Below are 16,348 nucleotides of genomic sequence, written 5' to 3'. Positions count from 1 at the left end.
TTATTTGCCTGGTTGAGGCGGGGATGCGACGAGGAACGTCACGATCCGCCGCACCAGCGGCAGCACCAGGAGCAGCGTTGGGAAGGCGACGAGCCAGGACAGCCCCCAGGCGCCGGGCCAGGTCGCGAGGAAGGCCGGCGTTGCCCCGAGGCTTCGGAGCGTCGAAATGATCGACACCACGGCGGTCATGAGGATGGACAGCACGAATGGCATCACGATCGGCGCATAGCGCGCCGGCAGTTTGCGAACCACAATCATCTGGTTTCTCTTGGAAAAGGACGCGTCGATCACGTTGAACCCTGCAATTGGCATCGATCCCGACCGCGTCGGTTGATGCGTTGGTTCACGTAAAACGCTTACGGCAGCCGAAAAACGGCGCGACTGTTCATTATCCGCTCAGGTTGGATGGTGCAAGCTGGGACTTGGCCGTTCGGTTTACAATTGTTCAAAGCGTGGCAGATCGCCGCGATCAGGAAACCATTTCAGTGGTTTGCGCGTTACGGACCGTTTTCTTACGTATGTTTTGAGCGAAAACAGAGGATGATCAAGATGAGGAATGCACCGACGATTTCCGCAGCCGGCCGCAATGTGGTTCTGGCCGCGTTCGCAAGTGTGGCGCTGCTCGCGGCCTCCGTCTCGCCCTCGGCCGCGGCATCCTCGGGATCGGCCATGTCCGTAAAGACTGCAGCGGCAGGGCAGGCGTCCTCCGATGTCACCGATTTCAGCGCAGTCCGACGTCGCCATTATTATCGACGCGGGCCGAACGCCGCAGGCCTCGCTTTCATGGGCGCGGCGGCGGGCATCATTGGCGGCGTGATCGCCGAGCAGCGGCGCCGCGACTATTACGAGAACCGCTATTATTACGGCTATGGCCCGCGTCCGTACTACGGTGGTCCCGGCTATTACGGCGGTGGCCCCTACTATTACGATCCGGGTTACTGATAGGGCCGGATCAGCTGGGATTTGGCAAAAGGGCGGTGCTTTGCGCCGCCTTTTTGTTGCCTTGGGACGGCCGACGGGCAAAACACCCGCACGGCTGTCAATCCATCTCCGGCAAAATATTCTGCTTTGCCGAAATTCTGTTCTATCGTACTTGTCGCCCATCCCGGCTCATCCTTGAGAGGCGATCATGTGGTCGTCATTTTCGCGAGCCGGGCTTGCGGTGGACGCGGCAGCGTCATGCACGAGAGGTGAAGGGCAGGGCGGATTGCTCTCCGTGACCCCGAGGCTTCGTGCGGACGAACGGCGCTGTCAGGTTCGTCTCGCCTGTAAGTTTCCGGCTCCGTCGACAGGGCTGGGAAAACTGCGGCGAACAAGCGAACCGCGCGTACGGCAAAACCGTGTGGTCCTGGCCGTCGTTGCTACGGTCAAGCCTTGGCGGATGCGGCAGTCGCGTCAACCGGCGCGGTGTCGGCGACTTTCGCGAAGGCGAGGGAGGCCAGAACGAACTCGGCTCCCGGGAGAGCACGGCATAAGCCGTCCGACCACCGCGCAGGGAAGGCCGTGTGTTGGGCTTCACCTGTATGCTGCTGTGCGGTTCCTTTGCGCTACCTTTCGCGCAGCGGACCGCGGGTGCCAGCCGGCACCCGGCCTTCCCTGCGCTCTCTTGGACAAGAGGGCGGAACGATCAATCAAGGCTCGGGCGAAATCAGCCGCGAGGATGCGTAGGCGTGTCTGCAATTCGAAATGCGCGCCCGCACCGGTGTGGAAGCAGTTGCGCTTGATCGCTCTAAGTTTCCAGTATCACCGTCCCGCCGGTGCCGACATTGCGCCGTTGGCGTAGCGTGACCAGTCAGGCGCAGTCGGCTGCGACGGCCACATGGCGGCGTTGGAATCGCGGATCGATTGAGTGATGGGAGCAGGGTGCGCCTTGCGGACGTGGTGACGATCGCCTGCGGCGGCGGTCTGGACGGTGGCGGCGGCAATCAGGGTGGCGCCGAGAATGGCAAACGTCTTTCGCATGGTTGTTTCTCCCGTGACGACGTCCCGGCTGTGTGAAATGTCGTCGTCGTCGAGGCTGACATGGCGATGTGTCCCGCCGAATATCAGCGGCGTCTCCATCACGTTGGGGCGAGCAAATTTTTTAGTCTCGGCTAAATATTCGGCAATCGGCCTGCGGCGCCGATGGACTTGCCCGCTGCAATCCGGTTCAATGGGGCGAATTGGCTTTCCAGGCGACAACGATGTCGAAATATCTGCTGGCCCTTCTCCTGATCGCCGCGCCGGTGGCGGCGCAGGTCAAACCCACGCCGAAGAGTTCGGCGGCGCATCCGGATCCCTGCGCGCCGATCGGGCGGACCGCGGACGGCAAGCTGGTCTATTCCATGAAATGCGAGAACCTGCCGGCACCACCTCCGCCACCGCCGCAGGCAGAACTGAAGGAGGCGCCGCCTCCGGCAGCCGCCGAGGCGGAGCCGGAGGTGCGGCGGAGCGGCATTTTCGGCTGGTCCTACGACCGCAGGTGATGCGGCTTCGCCCTTGCGCGAAGCCCGATGGAGTGCTTCTTGCTGAAACTTCCCTGCGGGGGAATCTGCCCCGCTCCAGAGAGATGAGATGAGCAAACTCGTTATCCGCGCCGGCGAATTCACCTTCGATGCCCGCTTCGAGGAGCAGCTGGCACCCAAGACCGTCGCCGCCTTCCGCAAGGCGCTGCCGTTCGAAAGCCACATCATCCATGTGCGTTGGAGCGGTGAAGGCGTGTGGATGCCGCTCGGCGATCTCGACTTTGGCGTCGGCTACGAGAACCACACCAGCTATCCCGCGCCCGGCCAGATCATTCTCTATCCCGGCGGCATCAGCGAGACCGAGATCCTGCTGGCCTATGGCGGCGTGCATTTCGCGAGCAAGATGGGCCAGCTCGCCGGCAACCATTTCATCACGTTGACCTCCGGCCTGGAGAATCTCGCCACCCTCGGCAAGAGCGTGCTGTGGAAGGGCGCGCTGCCGATCCGCTTCGAGGAAGTCTGAGTGACTGACGCTCGTTCCCCGCGCGATCTTCGCGGTTACGGCCGCACCCCGCCGCACCCGCAATGGCCCGGCAATGCGCGGGTCGCGGTGCAGTTCGTCGTCAATTTCGAGGAGGGCGGCGAGAACAACATCTTGCACGGCGACCGCGCGTCGGAGGCGTTCCTGTCCGATGTGCTCGGCGCGCAGCCCTGGCCCGGCCAGCGCCACGCCAATATCGAGTCCATGTTCGAATATGGCTCGCGCGCCGGCTTCTGGCGGCTGTGGCGCATGTTCACCGCACGCAACTGGCCGACCACCGTGTTCGGCGTCGCGACCGCCTTGAAGCGCAATCCCGAGATCGTCGCGGCGATGAAGGAGGCGGGCTGGGATATCGCCAGCCACAGCCTGAAGTGGATCGAGCACAAGGACATGACCGAGGCGCAGGAGCGCGCCGAGATCGCGGATGCGATCCGCATCCATACCGAGGCAACCGGATCGCGCCCGCTCGGCTGGTACACCGGGCGCTCCTCGATCAACACCAATCGTCTCTTGATGGAGGAGGGCGGCTTCCTCTATCTCTGCGACTCCTATGCCGACGACCTGCCCTATTGGATCAAGGGCGCGAGCGGCAAGCAGCTCGTCATTCCCTATACGCTCGATGCCAACGACATGCGGTTCATCAATCCGCAGGGCTTTGCCGAAGGCGAGCAGTTCTTCACCTATCTGAAGGATGCCTTCGACGTGCTCTATGCGGAAGGGCAGACAGCGCCGAAGATGATGTCGGTCGGGCTGCACTGCCGTCTCGCCGGCCGGCCCGGCCGCGCCGCGGGCCTGATCCGATTCCTCGACTATATCGGCGAGCACGAGCGCGTCTGGGTGCCGACGCGATTGCAGATCGCGCAGCACTGGCACGACAAGCACGCCCATCTCGCCGCCGATGCGTTCGAGATCGAGTGAGGACAATGCCGCAAATTTCACTCGCCGATCTCAATGTTGCCAGCAAGGCCGACTTCGTCGCCGCGCTCGCCAATGTTGTCGAGTATTCGCCGTGGATTGCGGAGAAGCTCGCGGAACAGCGGCCATTCACCGGCATCAACCAGCTGCATACGGCGCTGATGGCGGCGATCCAGAGTGCAGAGCCCGACGTACAGCTCGCGCTGATCCGGGCGCATCCCGATCTCGCCAACAAGACCCAGCGCGCAGCGGGCTTGACGGCGGAATCGACCGACGAGCAGACCGGCGCCGGTCTCGACCGCTTGTCGGATGCCGAATACGCCGCGTTCGAGCGCGCCAACAACGCATACCGCGAAAAATTCGGCTTCCCCTATATCGTCTGCGTGCGCCGTCACACCAAGGACTCCGTGCTGCGCGACTTCGAGACGCGACTGCTCAATATCGCCAAGACCGAGACGCGGCGCGCGATCGAGGAGATCGGCCGCATCTCGGCGCTGCGGCTCCATCAGCTCGTCGTCGCCGACGACAAACTGAAAGTGCATGGCCGGCTCTCGACGCATGTGCTGGACAATCACGCCGGCAAGCCCGCGCCCGGCATCCCGGTGGAGCTCGTCGAGCTCTCCGCGCTCGGCGAGAATCGGATTATCGCGCGCACCGTCACCAACGCAGACGGTCGCACCGACCAGCCGTTGATCGGCGGGCGTCCGCTGCCGATCGGCCGCTACGAGCTTCGCTTCAGCGTCGGCAAATATTACGCGGAGCGCAACCTGCAACTCGCCGCCCCGCCGTTCCTCGACGAAGTCCCGCTGCGCTTCGGAATCAGCGCGCCAGAAGATCACTATCACGTGCCGCTGCTGATCACGCCGTGGAGCTATTCGACCTATCGCGGCAGCTAGCCGCCGAATTTGTCGAGCAGGGCTGGAAACAGCCGATCCGGCTTGAAGGGCGGCGCGGTGAAGCGGATGCCGGTGGCATCGGCAATGGCGTTGCCGAGCGCGGCGGCGACCGGATTGTAGGGGCTCTCGCTCATCGACTTTGCGCCCAACGGGCCGATGGTGTCGGACGTCTCGGCAAAGAACACCTCGGTGCGTGGCACGTCGGCGAAAGAGGGCAGGTGGTAGTCACGGAATTTCGCGTTGGTGACGCGACCGGTCGCGTCGATCACCATCTCCTCGTACAGCGCCGCACCGAGCGCCTGCGCGACGCCGCCCTCGACCTGACCGCGGCACTGCATGGGATTGGCGACGACTCCTGCATCGGCGGCATGTACGCTCCTGAGAATCCTAAGCTCGCCGGTGCCCTTGTTCACGGCGACGCGAAAGCCCTGCACGTTGAAGCCGACCGACCGCGGCGTGCCGCCGGAATTGCCGCTGCCTGCAAAGGGCTGCCCGCGTTCGCGCGCAAGTTTCGCCAGCTCCAGGAAGGACATGCGCCGGACGCCGCTGACGACGGCATTGTCCTCGAGCACACAGGTCCCGACGTCACACAGCCACGCGCCTGCGGCGGCCGCCTTCAGCTCGGCCGCGAGCTGCATGGCCGCCGCATGCGTCGCCTTGCCGGCGACGAAGGTGCCCGCACTGCCATAGGCGCCGGTGTCGTGGCCGCCATGGGCGGTGTCGGATTGGCGCAGGCGCATTCTGTCGACCGTGGTCGCGAGCGTGGCGGCTGCGATCTGACGGTGCACGGTGCTGGTGCCGTTGCCGAACTCGGCGGTGCCGACGGTGAGATCGAAGCTGCCGTCCCCGTTGAGCGCGATCGTGGCGTCGGCGAGGTGTCCCGCCGGCGGCACCGTGTCGATCATGGTCAGAGCGAAGCCGTCGCCTATCAGCCATTCGGGCGACAGCTCCGGCCGCGGGCCGTCCGCCTGCATCGCGCGCTCGACGAGGTCGAGACACTGGTCGAGCCCATAGGATCCGTAGAGCACGTCGTGATATTCGGACGGCGGCGGCGACAGCATGGGATCGCCGGGCTTGACGATATTGCGTCGACGCATCTCGCAAGGGCTGATGCCGAGCTGCTTTGCCAGCTCGTCGATCGCTGCCTCGACCGCGATCTGTGTCTGCGGCAGGCCATAGCCGCGAAACGCACCCGCCGGCACCGTGTTGGTGTAGACCGCGTAGCCATCGACCCGCTTGTTCGGGCAATTGTAGACGGCAATGGATTCCGCCAGCGAGTGGAACATCACGGGCCCGGCATGATTGCCGTAGGCGCCGGTGTTGGAAAGCACCTCGAGCTGCAGCGCGGTGAGCTTGCCGTCGGCGTCCGCGCCGGCCTTGATGTGGACCCGCATCGGGTGCCGCGTCGATGTCGCGATAAACTGCTCCTCGCGGGTCAGCTCCAGCTTCACCGGGCGTCCGGTCCTGAGCGCGGCAAGCGCCAGGATATCCTCGACGAACATCTCCTGCTTGCCTCCGAAGCCGCCGCCGACGCGCTCGCAGAACACGCGGACCTTGTCCAGGGGAAGCTTGAAGATTTCGGACAGCGCGCGCCGGGTCAGGAACGGCACCTGCGTCGAGGTGCGGACGTTCAGCACGCCGGATTCATCGAGCCAGGCGAGGCCACCATGCGTCTCCAGTGCGGCGTGCTGTACGCGATGACTGTGGAAGGTGGCTTCATAGGTGGCGGCGGACGCCGCGAGCGCCGCCGCGACGTCGCCATACTCGCCATGCGTCTCCGCCGCGAGGTTACGCTCGGGATCTGCGATGCGATTGGCAGTGGTGCGGTCGGGATGAACGATCGGAGCGCCCGGTGCCATCGCCTTTTCAGGGTCGATCAGCGCCGGCAGGATCTCGTACGCGACCTTGATCCGCCGGCACGCCTCCTCGGCGGCGCCTTCGCTCTCGGCGACAACCGCGGCGACCTTTTGGCCGATGAAGCGGACCACGTCGTCGAGAACGCGGGTGTCCTCGGGGTCCATCCAGTCCTTTTCGTGGCGCGCGGTCGAGATCAGCACCGACGGCGCATCCTCATGCGTCAGCACCGCATGCACGCCGGGAACGCTCAGCGCGTCGGACTTGTCGATCGCGACGATCCTGGCGTGGGCGTGCGGCGAACGCAGCAGCTTGATGTGCAGCAGGCCGTCGATCGCGGTGTCGAAGGTGTAGCGCCCCCCGCCGCGGACGATGTCGGGGCCTGCCGGCGCCGGCAAGCTGCGGCCGAAGGCGGCGCCGGGCTCGACGCTCGACTCGACATTGGATTTGCCGAGCAGCGCATCCTCGATCGCCCGGTACCCGGTGCAGCGGCAGATATTGCCCTTCAGCGCGGAGCCGAGATCGGTGCGCTGCGCCTGGTTCAGCGAGGCGCAGGTCAGGATCATGCCGGCGGTGCAGAAGCCGCATTGAAAGCCCTGCGCATCGAGGAAGGCTTGCTGCATCGGATGCGTGCCATGCTCACCGCCGAGACCTTCGATCGTGGTGATGGCGCGTGCGTCGGCGCGGAAGGCCGGGATCAGGCAGCTGTGCACCGGCTCGCCGTCGAGCAGCACGGTGCAGGCGCCGCAGTCACCGGCATCGCAGCCCTTTTTTACGCCGAAATGGCCGAGCTCGCGCAGGAACGTGCGCAGGCACTGGCCGGCGCGCGGCCGCTGCGCAAACGTCTTGCCGTTGATCTCGAAGCTCACGGCATAGCTCCGAGCAATTCGCGGCGAATCTCCTCGGCAAGCCGGAAGGTCATGTGCTTGCGCCATAGCGGCTTGCCGTGGATGTCGGTGTGGTACAAATCATCCGTGATCTGCTGCGCGATGGCGTCGCAAAGCACATCGGCGTCCGGGGCCTTGCGGAAGGACAGCCGGATCGGCCGTACCGTCGATGCGGTGACCGTGAGCAGCAGCGTGCCATCGGTATCGAGGCTGCCGATCAGGAGCGCCGCCGAGCGGCCGACCGGTGCCAGCGAGATCTGGCGAAACGCCGTGCGGCGCTTCATCGCAGCGATCGGGATATCGATCTGCCGGATCAGGTCGCCCGGCGTCAGGCGATTGCGTTGGTTGCCGGTGACGAAGTCGACGACCGGAATCGTCTGCTCACCGCCACCGGCCTTCCAGATGGTGCAGACGCCGTCGAGCGCGGAGGTGAGCGAGATCATCGGTCCTGCCGGCAGCGACATGCAGAGATTGCCGCCGACGGTTGCGGTCTTCCAGATCTTGAACGAAGCAAGAAAGGCCCGGCAGCATTGGTTGATCAGCGGCGCGGGGAGCCAGTCGGACGGGCAGGCAAGCCCATCGAGCTCTGCGATGGTGCAAGTGGCGGCGATGGAGAGATGGTTGTCGGTGATCGTCAGCGCCGGCCATTTCAGGTCGGTCAGATCGATCAGCCGTTTCAGATGGACCTGCGGCTCCGAGAACAGCCACGTGCCGCCCGCGAGCCAGGCATCGCCTGCCGTCCAAGCCGGCAGTTGCGTACGCGTTTGCGGATGGGCGACCGCTGTGATGGTATTCAAATCCATGGCTGCGCCCATGCTTCGGTCGGGTGAATCGTCCGACGGAAAGTCTTGCAAGACCGGAGCCAAGTCGCAAGAAGAAGTCGCAACGACAGGTCGCAGCAAGGCCGCGATCGGACCCGCGTCCGCCTTGCGGCCCCGTCTCCAGCGAATGTGAGGAGAAAGTCGGATCATGAGCGATTCAAGGTCGATCTGGATCAGGGATCCCCTGGCCATACTCGCCGACGGTGCCGAGCGTGGCGTCGTGGTGCAGGCCGGCCGGATCGTCGAGCTGGTGCCGGCCGGCGCTACGCCCGCGGCCACCGATGTCGCGATGTTCGATGCCAGCGAGCACGTGGTGCTGCCAGGCCTGATCAACACCCATCATCACTTCTACCAGACGCTGACGCGGGCGTTGCCGGCGGCGCTGGACCGCGAGCTGTTCCCCTGGCTTCAGGCGCTGTATCCGGTTTGGGCGAGGCTGACGCCGGAAACGCTCGAGCTCGGCGTCACCGTGGCGATGTCCGAGCTCCTGCTGTCGGGCTGTACCACCACCACGGATCATCATTACGTGTTTCCGGCAGGACTCGAGGACGCCGTGGATATCGAAGTGGCGGTGGCCAAGCGGCTGGGCCTGCGCGTGCTGCTGACGCGCGGCTCGATGAACCTGTCGCAGCGCGACGGCGGCCTGCCGCCCGACAGCGTGGTGCAGGACGAGGACACGATCCTCGCCGACAGCGCGCGCGTGGTCGCAAAGCACCACCAGCGCGGTCCGGATGCCATGGTGCAGATCGCGCTGGCGCCGTGCTCGCCCTTTTCGGTGACGACGTCGTTGATGCGCGCGACCGCCGATCTCGCCGACAAACTCGACGTGCGTCTGCATACCCATCTCGCCGAGACCGAGGACGAGAACAGGTTCTGCGAGCAAATGTATGGCTGCCGCCCGCTCGACTATCTCGAGCAATGCGGCTGGCTCAATGCGCGAACCTGGCTCGCACACGGCATATTCTTCAACGCCGGCGAAATGAAGCGGCTCCGCAAGGCCAGGACGACCATCAGCCATTGCGCCTGCAGCAACCAGCTGCTGGCGTCCGGCTGTTGTCCGGTCTGCGAGATGGAGGAGGCTGGCGTCGGGATCGGCATTGGTGTCGACGGCTCGGCCTCCAACGACGGCTCGAACCTGATGCAGGAGGTCCGCGCCGCCTTCCTGCTGCAACGGGCGCGCTATGGCGTCACCAAGGTCAGCCACAAGGACGCGCTGCGCTGGGCCACCAAGGGCTCGGCGGGCTGCGTCGGCCGCCCGGAACTCGGCGAGATCGCGCGCGGCAAGGCGGCCGATCTTGCGCTATTCAAGCTCGACGAGCTGCGCTTCTCCGGCCATGGCGATCCGCTGGCTGCGCTGGTGCTGTGCGGGGCGCATCGGGCCGACCGGGTGATGGTGGCCGGACAATGGGCCGTGATCGACGGCGCAATTCCGGGCCTCGATGTCGCCGATCTCATCCGTCGCCACGGTTCCGCAGCGCGGGCGCTGCAGGCGGGATAGAGGAAGAAGATTGAAAGAGGGGGCGACCATAAGTGCCGGGTGCTTCTGGCCACCCCCTCCGAACCTCCTCCGGGAGGAGCAGGTGATTTGGGTAAAGCAAGAAGCGTGCTACTTGCCCGGCAGCTTGTCGTCGATGCCCTTGACGTAGAAATTCATGCCGAGGATCTGGCCGTCGTCGAGGTGATCGCCGCCCTTGCACTCGACCGGCTTGCCGTCCTGCCCAATCATCGGGCATTTGAACGGATGCAGCTTGCCTGCGGTGATCGCGGCTTGGGCATCCTCCGCCATCTTTTTCACGTCGTCAGGCATGTTGGTATAGGGCGCCATCGCGAACATGTGGCTGTCGAGGCCGCCCCAGCTATCCTCGGACTTCCAGGTTCCGGCCAGCTCGGCCTTGACGCGTTCGATGTAATAGGGGCCCCAGGTGTCGAGGATCGAGGTCAGCTGGGTCTTGGGCCCGAACTTGATCATCTCGGAATCCTGCCCGAAGGCCAGCTTGCCGCGCTCGCTGGCGATCTGCATCGCCGCTGGCGAATCCGTGTGCTGCATGATCACGTCGGCGCCCTGGTCGATCAGCGCCTTGGCCGCGTCGGCCTCCTTGCCCGGGTCGAACCAGGTGTTGGCCCAGATGATCTTGACCTTGATGTTGGGGTTGATGGTCTGCGCCGCCAGCATCGTCGCGTTGATGCCAGAGACCACCTCCGGAATCGGGAACGAGCCGATATAGCCGAGCACACCCGACTTCGACATCTTGGCGGCGATCAGGCCCTGGATGTAGCGGCCCTGAAACCATTTCGCCGAGTAGGTCGACATGTTCGGGTTACGCTTGTAGCCGGTGGCGTGCTCGAAATGCACGTTCGGATATTTCTTGGCGACCTTCAGCGTCGGATCCATGTAGCCGAACGACGTCGTGAAGATCAGCTTGTTGCCGGCGCGGACGAGCTGCTCGATGGAGCGTTCGGCGTCGGGGCCTTCGGGCACGTTCTCGAGATAGGTGGTCTCGATCTTGTCGCCGAGCTCCTTCACCAGCGCCTGGCGCCCGAGATCGTGCTGGTAGGTCCAGCCGAGGTCTCCGATCGGACCCAGATAGATGAAGCCGACCTTGAGCCTGTCGGCGGCGGAGGCTGCACTGATGCTGCCGGCGAGCAAGAATCCGGCGGCCAACGCAAGAAGTGATTTCCTCATCATCGATCTCCAACATCAGGGGAAAGCCTCGATCCGCAACGCGCGCGCCCCATCGCGCCCGTCGCGGAAATGAAATTCAGCGGTCAGGTACGAACACGGTGCCGAGCGCGGCCGGTGCGGTCGAGCCGCCGCTGCGCGCGCGGGAGAGCAGAATGAGAACGATGACAGTCGCAAGATAAGGCAGCGCCGACATGAATTGCGAGGGAATGCCGACGCCCCATCCTTGAGCATGCAGCTGCAGGATCGTCACGGCGCCGAACAGATAGGCGCCGACCACGAGCCGGCCGGGACGCCAGGACGAGAACACCACCAGCGCCAGCGCGATCCAGCCGCGGCCGGCGGTCATGCCTGGAATGAAAAACGGCGTATAGGCAAGCGGCAGATAGGCGCCGGCAAGGCCGGCGCAGGCGCCGCCGAACATCACGGCGAGGGTGCGGATGCGCAGCACGGGATAGCCGAGCGCATGCGCGGACACGTGATTGTCGCCGCAGGCGCGCAGGATCAGTCCCGCCCGCGTGCGGTACAGGAACCACCCGACGCCGACGATCAGCGCGACCGAGAAATAGACAAAGCCGTCCTCACCGAACAGCACACGGCCGATCAGCGGAATGTCCGTCAGCACAGGAAGATTGAGGTGCGCGGCCGGCGTGATGCGCTCGCCGACGAAGCCAGCGCCGATCAGGCCTGAGATCCCGACGCCGAGGATGGTGAGCGCAAGGCCTGTTGCGACTTGGTTGACGGCAAGCCCGAGCGCCATCAGCGCGAATACGAGCGACATCAGCATGCCCGCGATGATGCCGAACAGCGCGCCGATCAAGATCGATCCGGTGAGCCACGCACCGGCGAAGCCGCAGGCCGCGCCGACGATCATCATGCCCTCGACACCGAGATTGAGTACGCCGGAGCGCTCGGCCACCAGCTCCCCGGTCGCGGCGATCAGGAGCGGCGTCGATGCGGCGAGCACTGAAAGGATGATGGCTTCAACCAGCTCCACGGGGCACCTGTCGGTTCGGGAACACCAGCTTGAATCGATAGAGGATCAGGGAATCGCAGGCGAGCACGTAGAACAGCAAAATGCCCTGAAACACCTTGGTGACATCCAACGGAATCTTCATCGCGATCTGCGCCTGCTCGCCGCCGATAAAGGTCAATGCAAGGAAAAGGCCTGCAATCAATATTCCAAGCGGGTTCAAGCGGCCAAGGAAGGCAACGATGATCGCGGTAAAGCCGTAGCCCGGCGAAATCCCGGGCTGGAGATGGCCGACGGGACCCGCGACCTCGATGATGCCGGCAAGGCCTGCGAGCGCGCCTGATACCGCGAAGGTCAGGATGATCAGCTGGTTGGCGTTGAAGCCGCCAAACCGCGCCGCGCGGGGGGCCGCACCGACCACGCGGATCTCGAAACCCTTGATGGTTCGCCCGAGCAGGATTGCCGCTGCCGCGACGACAACGAGCGCGATGATCGCGCCGAGATGCAGCCGGCCGCCCTCGATCAGCAACGGGACGGTCGCCACCGGGTCGAACTCGGCCGTGGTCGGGAAGTTGAAGCCATGCGGGTCGCGCCAGGGGCCGCGCACGAGATAGTCAAGGAAGAGGTCGGCGACATAAACCAGCATCAGGCTGGTCAGGATCTCGCTGGCGCCGAATTTCACCTTGCAGATCGCCGGGATCAGCGCATAGAGCGCGCCTGCGGCGGCGGCGAGCATGAGCATGGCGGGCAGCACCCAGGCGCCGGCGTCGGTGCCCTGCGTCCTCACCGCGATCCAGCTGCCGGCCACCGCGCCGATCAGGAATTGGCCTTCGGCGCCGATGTTCCAGGCATTGGCGAGATAGCAGAGCGACAGCCCAATTGCGATCATCACCAGTGGCGTCGCCTTCACTGCGATCTCCTGGAGCGAATAGCCATCGGTCAAGGGCGCGATGAAATAGGCGTGCAAGGCAAGCAGCGGATTCTTGCCGAGGATCGCGAACAGGATGACCATGGTCGCGATCGTGAGGCCGACCGCGATCAGCGGCGAGACCAGCGCGATCGTGCCCGAGCGCTCGGCGCGCTTCTCAAGCACCAACTGCATGCGCGGCCTCCTTCGGCTCCAGGCTGCTGCCGCCCATCAGCAGGCCGAGCTTTTCGCGCGTCGCTTCGCTCGTGGCGAGCGGCGCTGACAATCTGCCGTGGAACATCACGGCGATCCGGTCGGCGATCTCCGTCAGCTCGTCGAGATCCTGGCTGGTCACGAGCACGGCGGCACCGGCGGTTGCGAGATCAAGCAGCGCCTGACGGATGACGGCCGCCGCGCCGGCGTCCACGCCCCAGGTCGGCTGGCTCACCACCAGCACGGCGGGATTGCGCAGGATCTCGCGCCCCACGATGAATTTCTGCAAATTGCCGCCGGACAGGCTCGCAGCTTCCGGATCGCGCTTGGCCTTACGGACGTCGAAGGTTTCGGTTGCGCGGTCAACTGTCTTCAGTGTCGCTGCGGTGTCGATGAAGCCGCGACGGACCATGCCGCTGGCGGCGTGCCCGGTGAGCAGTGCGTTCTCCGACAGCTTCATGCGCGGCGCGGTGCCGTGGCCGAGCCGCTCCTCGGGCACGAAAGCCGCGCCCAACTTGCGGCGCTGGGTAATCGAGAGGTGGCCGGCAGCGATGCCTTCGATCACCACGGTGCCGGGATCCTTGGACAGCCGCTCGCCGGAGAGTGCGGCGAACAATTCATCCTGGCCGTTGCCGGCGACGCCGGCGATGCCCAGAATCTCGCCGCCCTTCAACTCGAACGAGATGTGCTCGAGCCGTACGCCATGCGGCTCGCTTGGTGCGAGCGACAGATCGTTGACGACGAGCCGCGGCACGGTGGTCTTCCGGCCGGCCGCCGCCTTCACCTCCTTGACCTCACCACCGACCATCATGCGCGCGAGCGATGCTGCGGTCTCCAGCCTGGGATTGCAGGTCTCGACCTTCCTGCCGCCGCGCAGAATCGTGGCGGTATCGCACAGCCGCTTTACCTCCTCGAGCTTGTGGCTGATGTAGAGGATGGCGCGGCCTTCGGCCTTGAGTCGCTCCAAAACGATGAAGAGCTGATCGGCTTCCTGCGGCGTCAACACCGCGGTGGGCTCGTCCAGGATCAGGAACTTTGGATCCTGCATCAAGGCGCGAACGATCTCGATGCGCTGGCGCTCGCCGACCGACAATTGCCAGACCTCGCGCCGGGGATCGAGCGGAAGGCCGTAAGTCTTTGACACCTGCGCGAGCCGCGCCGACATGTCGTTGAAGGATTCCCGTCCGTCGAGGCCGAGTGCGACGTTCTCGGCGACTGTGAGATTGTCGAACAGCGAGAAGTGCTGGAAGACCATGCCGATGCCGAGGCGGCGTGCTTCCGAGGGGCCAGACAGCACGATCCGCTCGCCCTGCCAGCGAATCTCGCCGGCGCTGGGCTGGATCAGTCCGTAGATCGCCTTGACCAGGGTCGACTTGCCCGCGCCGTTCTCGCCGAGCAGCGCGTGGATTTCGCCGGGCCAGATATCGATGTCGACGGAATCGTTGGCGAGGAAATCGCCATAGCGCTTGGTCAGTCCGATCGTCCGCAGCAGCGGGGACTCGCCGGAAATCAGGTCCTCAGGTGTCGAATCCAACATTCGCTGGTGCGCTTGCATGATGAAGGGTCCCAATAGTGGGCCAGTTTGCTCCCCGGCGTAAGGTGTGAAAATGCGTCATCCCTTGCTCAACGCTTTGGCAGGCACCGGGTGGCAATGTGCCTGCTCTCGCCAGGACGACGACCGGTGTTCGAACGCCTGCGCATCGCCTTGCCGGCGCGGCTTCCGCGGACGCCTGTTGCAGATTTGTGACGATCCAAGGCAAATCGGAACCTGCTATGCAGACTTGACATCGCAGTGAGCAAAGTTGCGCCAGTACGTTCATGCGGTGCCGATCGGTGCAACATTGGCTCCCGGACATTGCGCCCCCGCAATATCCGCTCCTCACAAAAGAAGAGCGAAATCAAACGGGAAGGTCCGGCAATCGCTGGCCTCGCTCGGCCGCGTGTCCGCTATGAAAAACCTTCCAAATCCCGCGATGGAACGCCGCTTCATGCCAAAACAAGCGGCAGGCCTTGAAAAAACTTGAGGCTTCTTCATCCGGGAGATCGGCGCAAGTGTCGCACCCAAGGGCGTTCGTTGACGTGTCCAAACTTGGGGGTATTCAGGATGTCGTTTCGTTTCAGGGCAATTGCGGCTGCGGCGCTGTCGGTTGCTACACTCGCCACCAGCGGCCTGGCTCAGGCCGCGGACTTGCCGGTCAAGGCTGCCAAGAAAGCGCAGGACCTTCCGTTCTTCCTGGTGATCGATAACCGCGTCACCTTCTCCTACATTTTCGACGCCTCCCAACCCGGTGCGTGGTCGTTCCGGCCGGACGGGTCGATCGACAGCAAGACCACCAAGCAGGTCTACTCGTTCACGCATTTCGATCTCTGGGCGTACGGCACGAACTTCTTCACCATCTCCATGTTCAAGTCGGATCACAATGACCCGGCTGGGCCGTGCACCAACGCGGGTACAATCTTCGGCGCGCCGGCATCGTGCGCCGGTGCGACGGAGATCTACGGCTTGTTCCGCTCGACGTTCGGCTGGAATGAGCTCTTCAACACCAAGGCCTTCACCGCGGGGCCGCTTCACAACATCTCGTTCGAGGTTGGCATGGACGCCAATACCGAGAACAGATATTTCGGTGCCGCCAAGCGCGACGTCGTCGCCGGTCTGCAGTTTGCGTTCGATCTGCCCTACAAGGGTTACATCAACGTCGCGCCGCTGGTGTACTGGGAGTTCGCCAACCACAACTCGTTCAGCCAGTGCGGATTGTTCGGTCCGGGCGTTCCCGGCGTGACCTGCCTCGCAGACGGCAATACCTCGTTCAAGCCGACCTGGGCCGTCGAGATCAACTACTACATGGATCTCGGCTTCCTGCCGCCGAACATGCAGTATTTCTCGATCAGCGGCCGCGCCGGCTGGTACGGCAAGAAGGGCACGGACACCGAGCCGCTTCCCTACAGCCCGGCGAACGGCGTCTACAACACGGCGGTCGAGCTGAACTCGGAGCCCATCCGTCTGACCTTCGATGCCTCGAAGGCCGCCTGGGGCGACAAGTACTCGCACTTCGTGGACGTCTGGGTGGCTTATCGGTACTGGCAGAACAAGTTCGGTCTCGATCACAACCTTGCGGTCGGCTGCACCACGGCCCTCGGCGGCCGGACGGTGAGCACGGGGTCCTGCACCGAGTCCTCGCTCTACTCCGGTATCACCGTGAAGTTCTGATCGGGCAAG

The 16,348-nt window shown here is 64.5% G+C and carries 15 protein-coding genes; 7 read left to right on the top strand and 8 right to left on the bottom strand.

Annotated features, from left to right (window positions below):
• Entirely contained in the window at nucleotides 1-258 is a 258-nt protein-coding gene (locus X268_RS22715; protein WP_128926987.1) for a DUF2798 domain-containing protein, read from the bottom strand.
• A 291-nt stretch (nucleotides 259-549) separates the two neighbouring features.
• On the opposite strand from X268_RS22715, the gene X268_RS22710 reads away from it, so the two are divergent.
• Nucleotides 550-942 carry a hypothetical protein gene (locus X268_RS22710; RefSeq protein WP_128926986.1) on the top strand — a complete coding sequence of 131 codons (393 nt, stop codon included), beginning with the start codon at nucleotides 550-552 and terminating at the stop codon, nucleotides 940-942.
• Between the two features lie 801 nt (nucleotides 943-1,743).
• Here X268_RS22710 and X268_RS22695 read toward each other — a convergent pair.
• Nucleotides 1,744-1,962 (bottom strand): hypothetical protein, encoded by a 219-nt coding sequence (locus X268_RS22695; RefSeq protein WP_164937871.1) that lies wholly within the window; start codon nucleotides 1,960-1,962, stop codon nucleotides 1,744-1,746.
• A 221-nt stretch (nucleotides 1,963-2,183) separates the two neighbouring features.
• Between X268_RS22695 and X268_RS22690 the strand changes: the two genes are divergently transcribed.
• From X268_RS22690 to uraD, 4 genes are all read left to right on the top strand, one after another.
• Nucleotides 2,184-2,465, top strand: a complete 282-nt coding sequence (locus X268_RS22690) for a hypothetical protein (RefSeq protein ID WP_128926985.1) — start codon at nucleotides 2,184-2,186, stop codon at nucleotides 2,463-2,465.
• An 88-nt stretch (nucleotides 2,466-2,553) separates the two neighbouring features.
• Complete coding sequence (locus X268_RS22685) at nucleotides 2,554-2,967, top strand: DUF3830 family protein (protein ID WP_100175432.1); 414 nt, start codon at nucleotides 2,554-2,556, stop codon at nucleotides 2,965-2,967.
• Nucleotides 2,968-3,903: an allantoinase PuuE gene (gene puuE / locus X268_RS22680; RefSeq protein WP_128926984.1), complete on the top strand. Its 936-nt coding sequence runs from the start codon at nucleotides 2,968-2,970 to the stop codon at nucleotides 3,901-3,903.
• A gap of 5 nt (nucleotides 3,904-3,908) precedes the next feature.
• Nucleotides 3,909-4,796: a 2-oxo-4-hydroxy-4-carboxy-5-ureidoimidazoline decarboxylase gene (gene uraD / locus X268_RS22675; protein WP_128926983.1), complete on the top strand. Its 888-nt coding sequence runs from the start codon at nucleotides 3,909-3,911 to the stop codon at nucleotides 4,794-4,796.
• On the opposite strand, the gene X268_RS22670 is transcribed toward uraD, so the two are convergent.
• Nucleotides 4,793-7,519 carry a molybdopterin-dependent oxidoreductase gene (locus X268_RS22670; RefSeq protein WP_128926982.1) on the bottom strand — a complete coding sequence of 909 codons (2,727 nt, stop codon included), beginning with the start codon at nucleotides 7,517-7,519 and terminating at the stop codon, nucleotides 4,793-4,795. The two genes, uraD and X268_RS22670, sit on opposite strands and share 4 nt — an antisense overlap.
• The gene (locus X268_RS22665) at nucleotides 7,516-8,340 is read right to left on the bottom strand and encodes an FAD binding domain-containing protein (protein ID WP_128926981.1); all 825 of its coding nucleotides are present in this window, start codon (nucleotides 8,338-8,340) and stop codon (nucleotides 7,516-7,518) included. The genes X268_RS22670 and X268_RS22665 overlap by 4 nt, the downstream gene beginning before the upstream one ends.
• A 166-nt stretch (nucleotides 8,341-8,506) precedes the next feature.
• Between X268_RS22665 and X268_RS22660 the strand changes: the two genes are divergently transcribed.
• The gene (locus tag X268_RS22660) at nucleotides 8,507-9,856 is read left to right on the top strand and encodes an 8-oxoguanine deaminase (protein WP_128926980.1); all 1,350 of its coding nucleotides are present in this window, start codon (nucleotides 8,507-8,509) and stop codon (nucleotides 9,854-9,856) included.
• A gap of 108 nt (nucleotides 9,857-9,964) precedes the next feature.
• Here X268_RS22660 and X268_RS22655 read toward each other — a convergent pair whose 3' ends face one another.
• The 4 genes from X268_RS22655 to X268_RS22640 form a co-directional block, all read right to left on the bottom strand.
• On the bottom strand, nucleotides 9,965-11,041 hold the full coding sequence (locus X268_RS22655) for a BMP family ABC transporter substrate-binding protein (protein ID WP_164937870.1): 1,077 nt from the start codon (nucleotides 11,039-11,041) through the stop codon (nucleotides 9,965-9,967).
• Between the two features lie 76 nt (nucleotides 11,042-11,117).
• Nucleotides 11,118-12,035 carry an ABC transporter permease gene (locus X268_RS22650; protein ID WP_128926978.1) on the bottom strand — a complete coding sequence of 306 codons (918 nt, stop codon included), beginning with the start codon at nucleotides 12,033-12,035 and terminating at the stop codon, nucleotides 11,118-11,120.
• Nucleotides 12,022-13,113, bottom strand: a complete 1,092-nt coding sequence (locus tag X268_RS22645) for an ABC transporter permease (RefSeq protein ID WP_128926977.1) — start codon at nucleotides 13,111-13,113, stop codon at nucleotides 12,022-12,024. The genes X268_RS22650 and X268_RS22645 overlap by 14 nt, the downstream gene beginning before the upstream one ends.
• Nucleotides 13,097-14,668, bottom strand: a complete 1,572-nt coding sequence (locus X268_RS22640) for an ABC transporter ATP-binding protein (RefSeq protein ID WP_128926976.1) — start codon at nucleotides 14,666-14,668, stop codon at nucleotides 13,097-13,099. The genes X268_RS22645 and X268_RS22640 overlap by 17 nt, the downstream gene beginning before the upstream one ends.
• A 567-nt stretch (nucleotides 14,669-15,235) precedes the next feature.
• On the opposite strand from X268_RS22640, the gene X268_RS22635 reads away from it, so the two are divergent.
• Nucleotides 15,236-16,339: a hypothetical protein gene (locus X268_RS22635; RefSeq protein WP_128926975.1), complete on the top strand. Its 1,104-nt coding sequence runs from the start codon at nucleotides 15,236-15,238 to the stop codon at nucleotides 16,337-16,339.
• Nucleotides 16,340-16,348: the final 9 nt, after the last annotated feature.

It is taken from the genome of Bradyrhizobium guangxiense, from assembly GCF_004114915.1.
Classification (GTDB): Bacteria; Pseudomonadota; Alphaproteobacteria; order Rhizobiales; family Xanthobacteraceae; genus Bradyrhizobium; species Bradyrhizobium guangxiense.
Note: the sequence above shows the minus strand (reverse complement) of the source record. Positions and strands in the feature narration are given on the sequence as shown.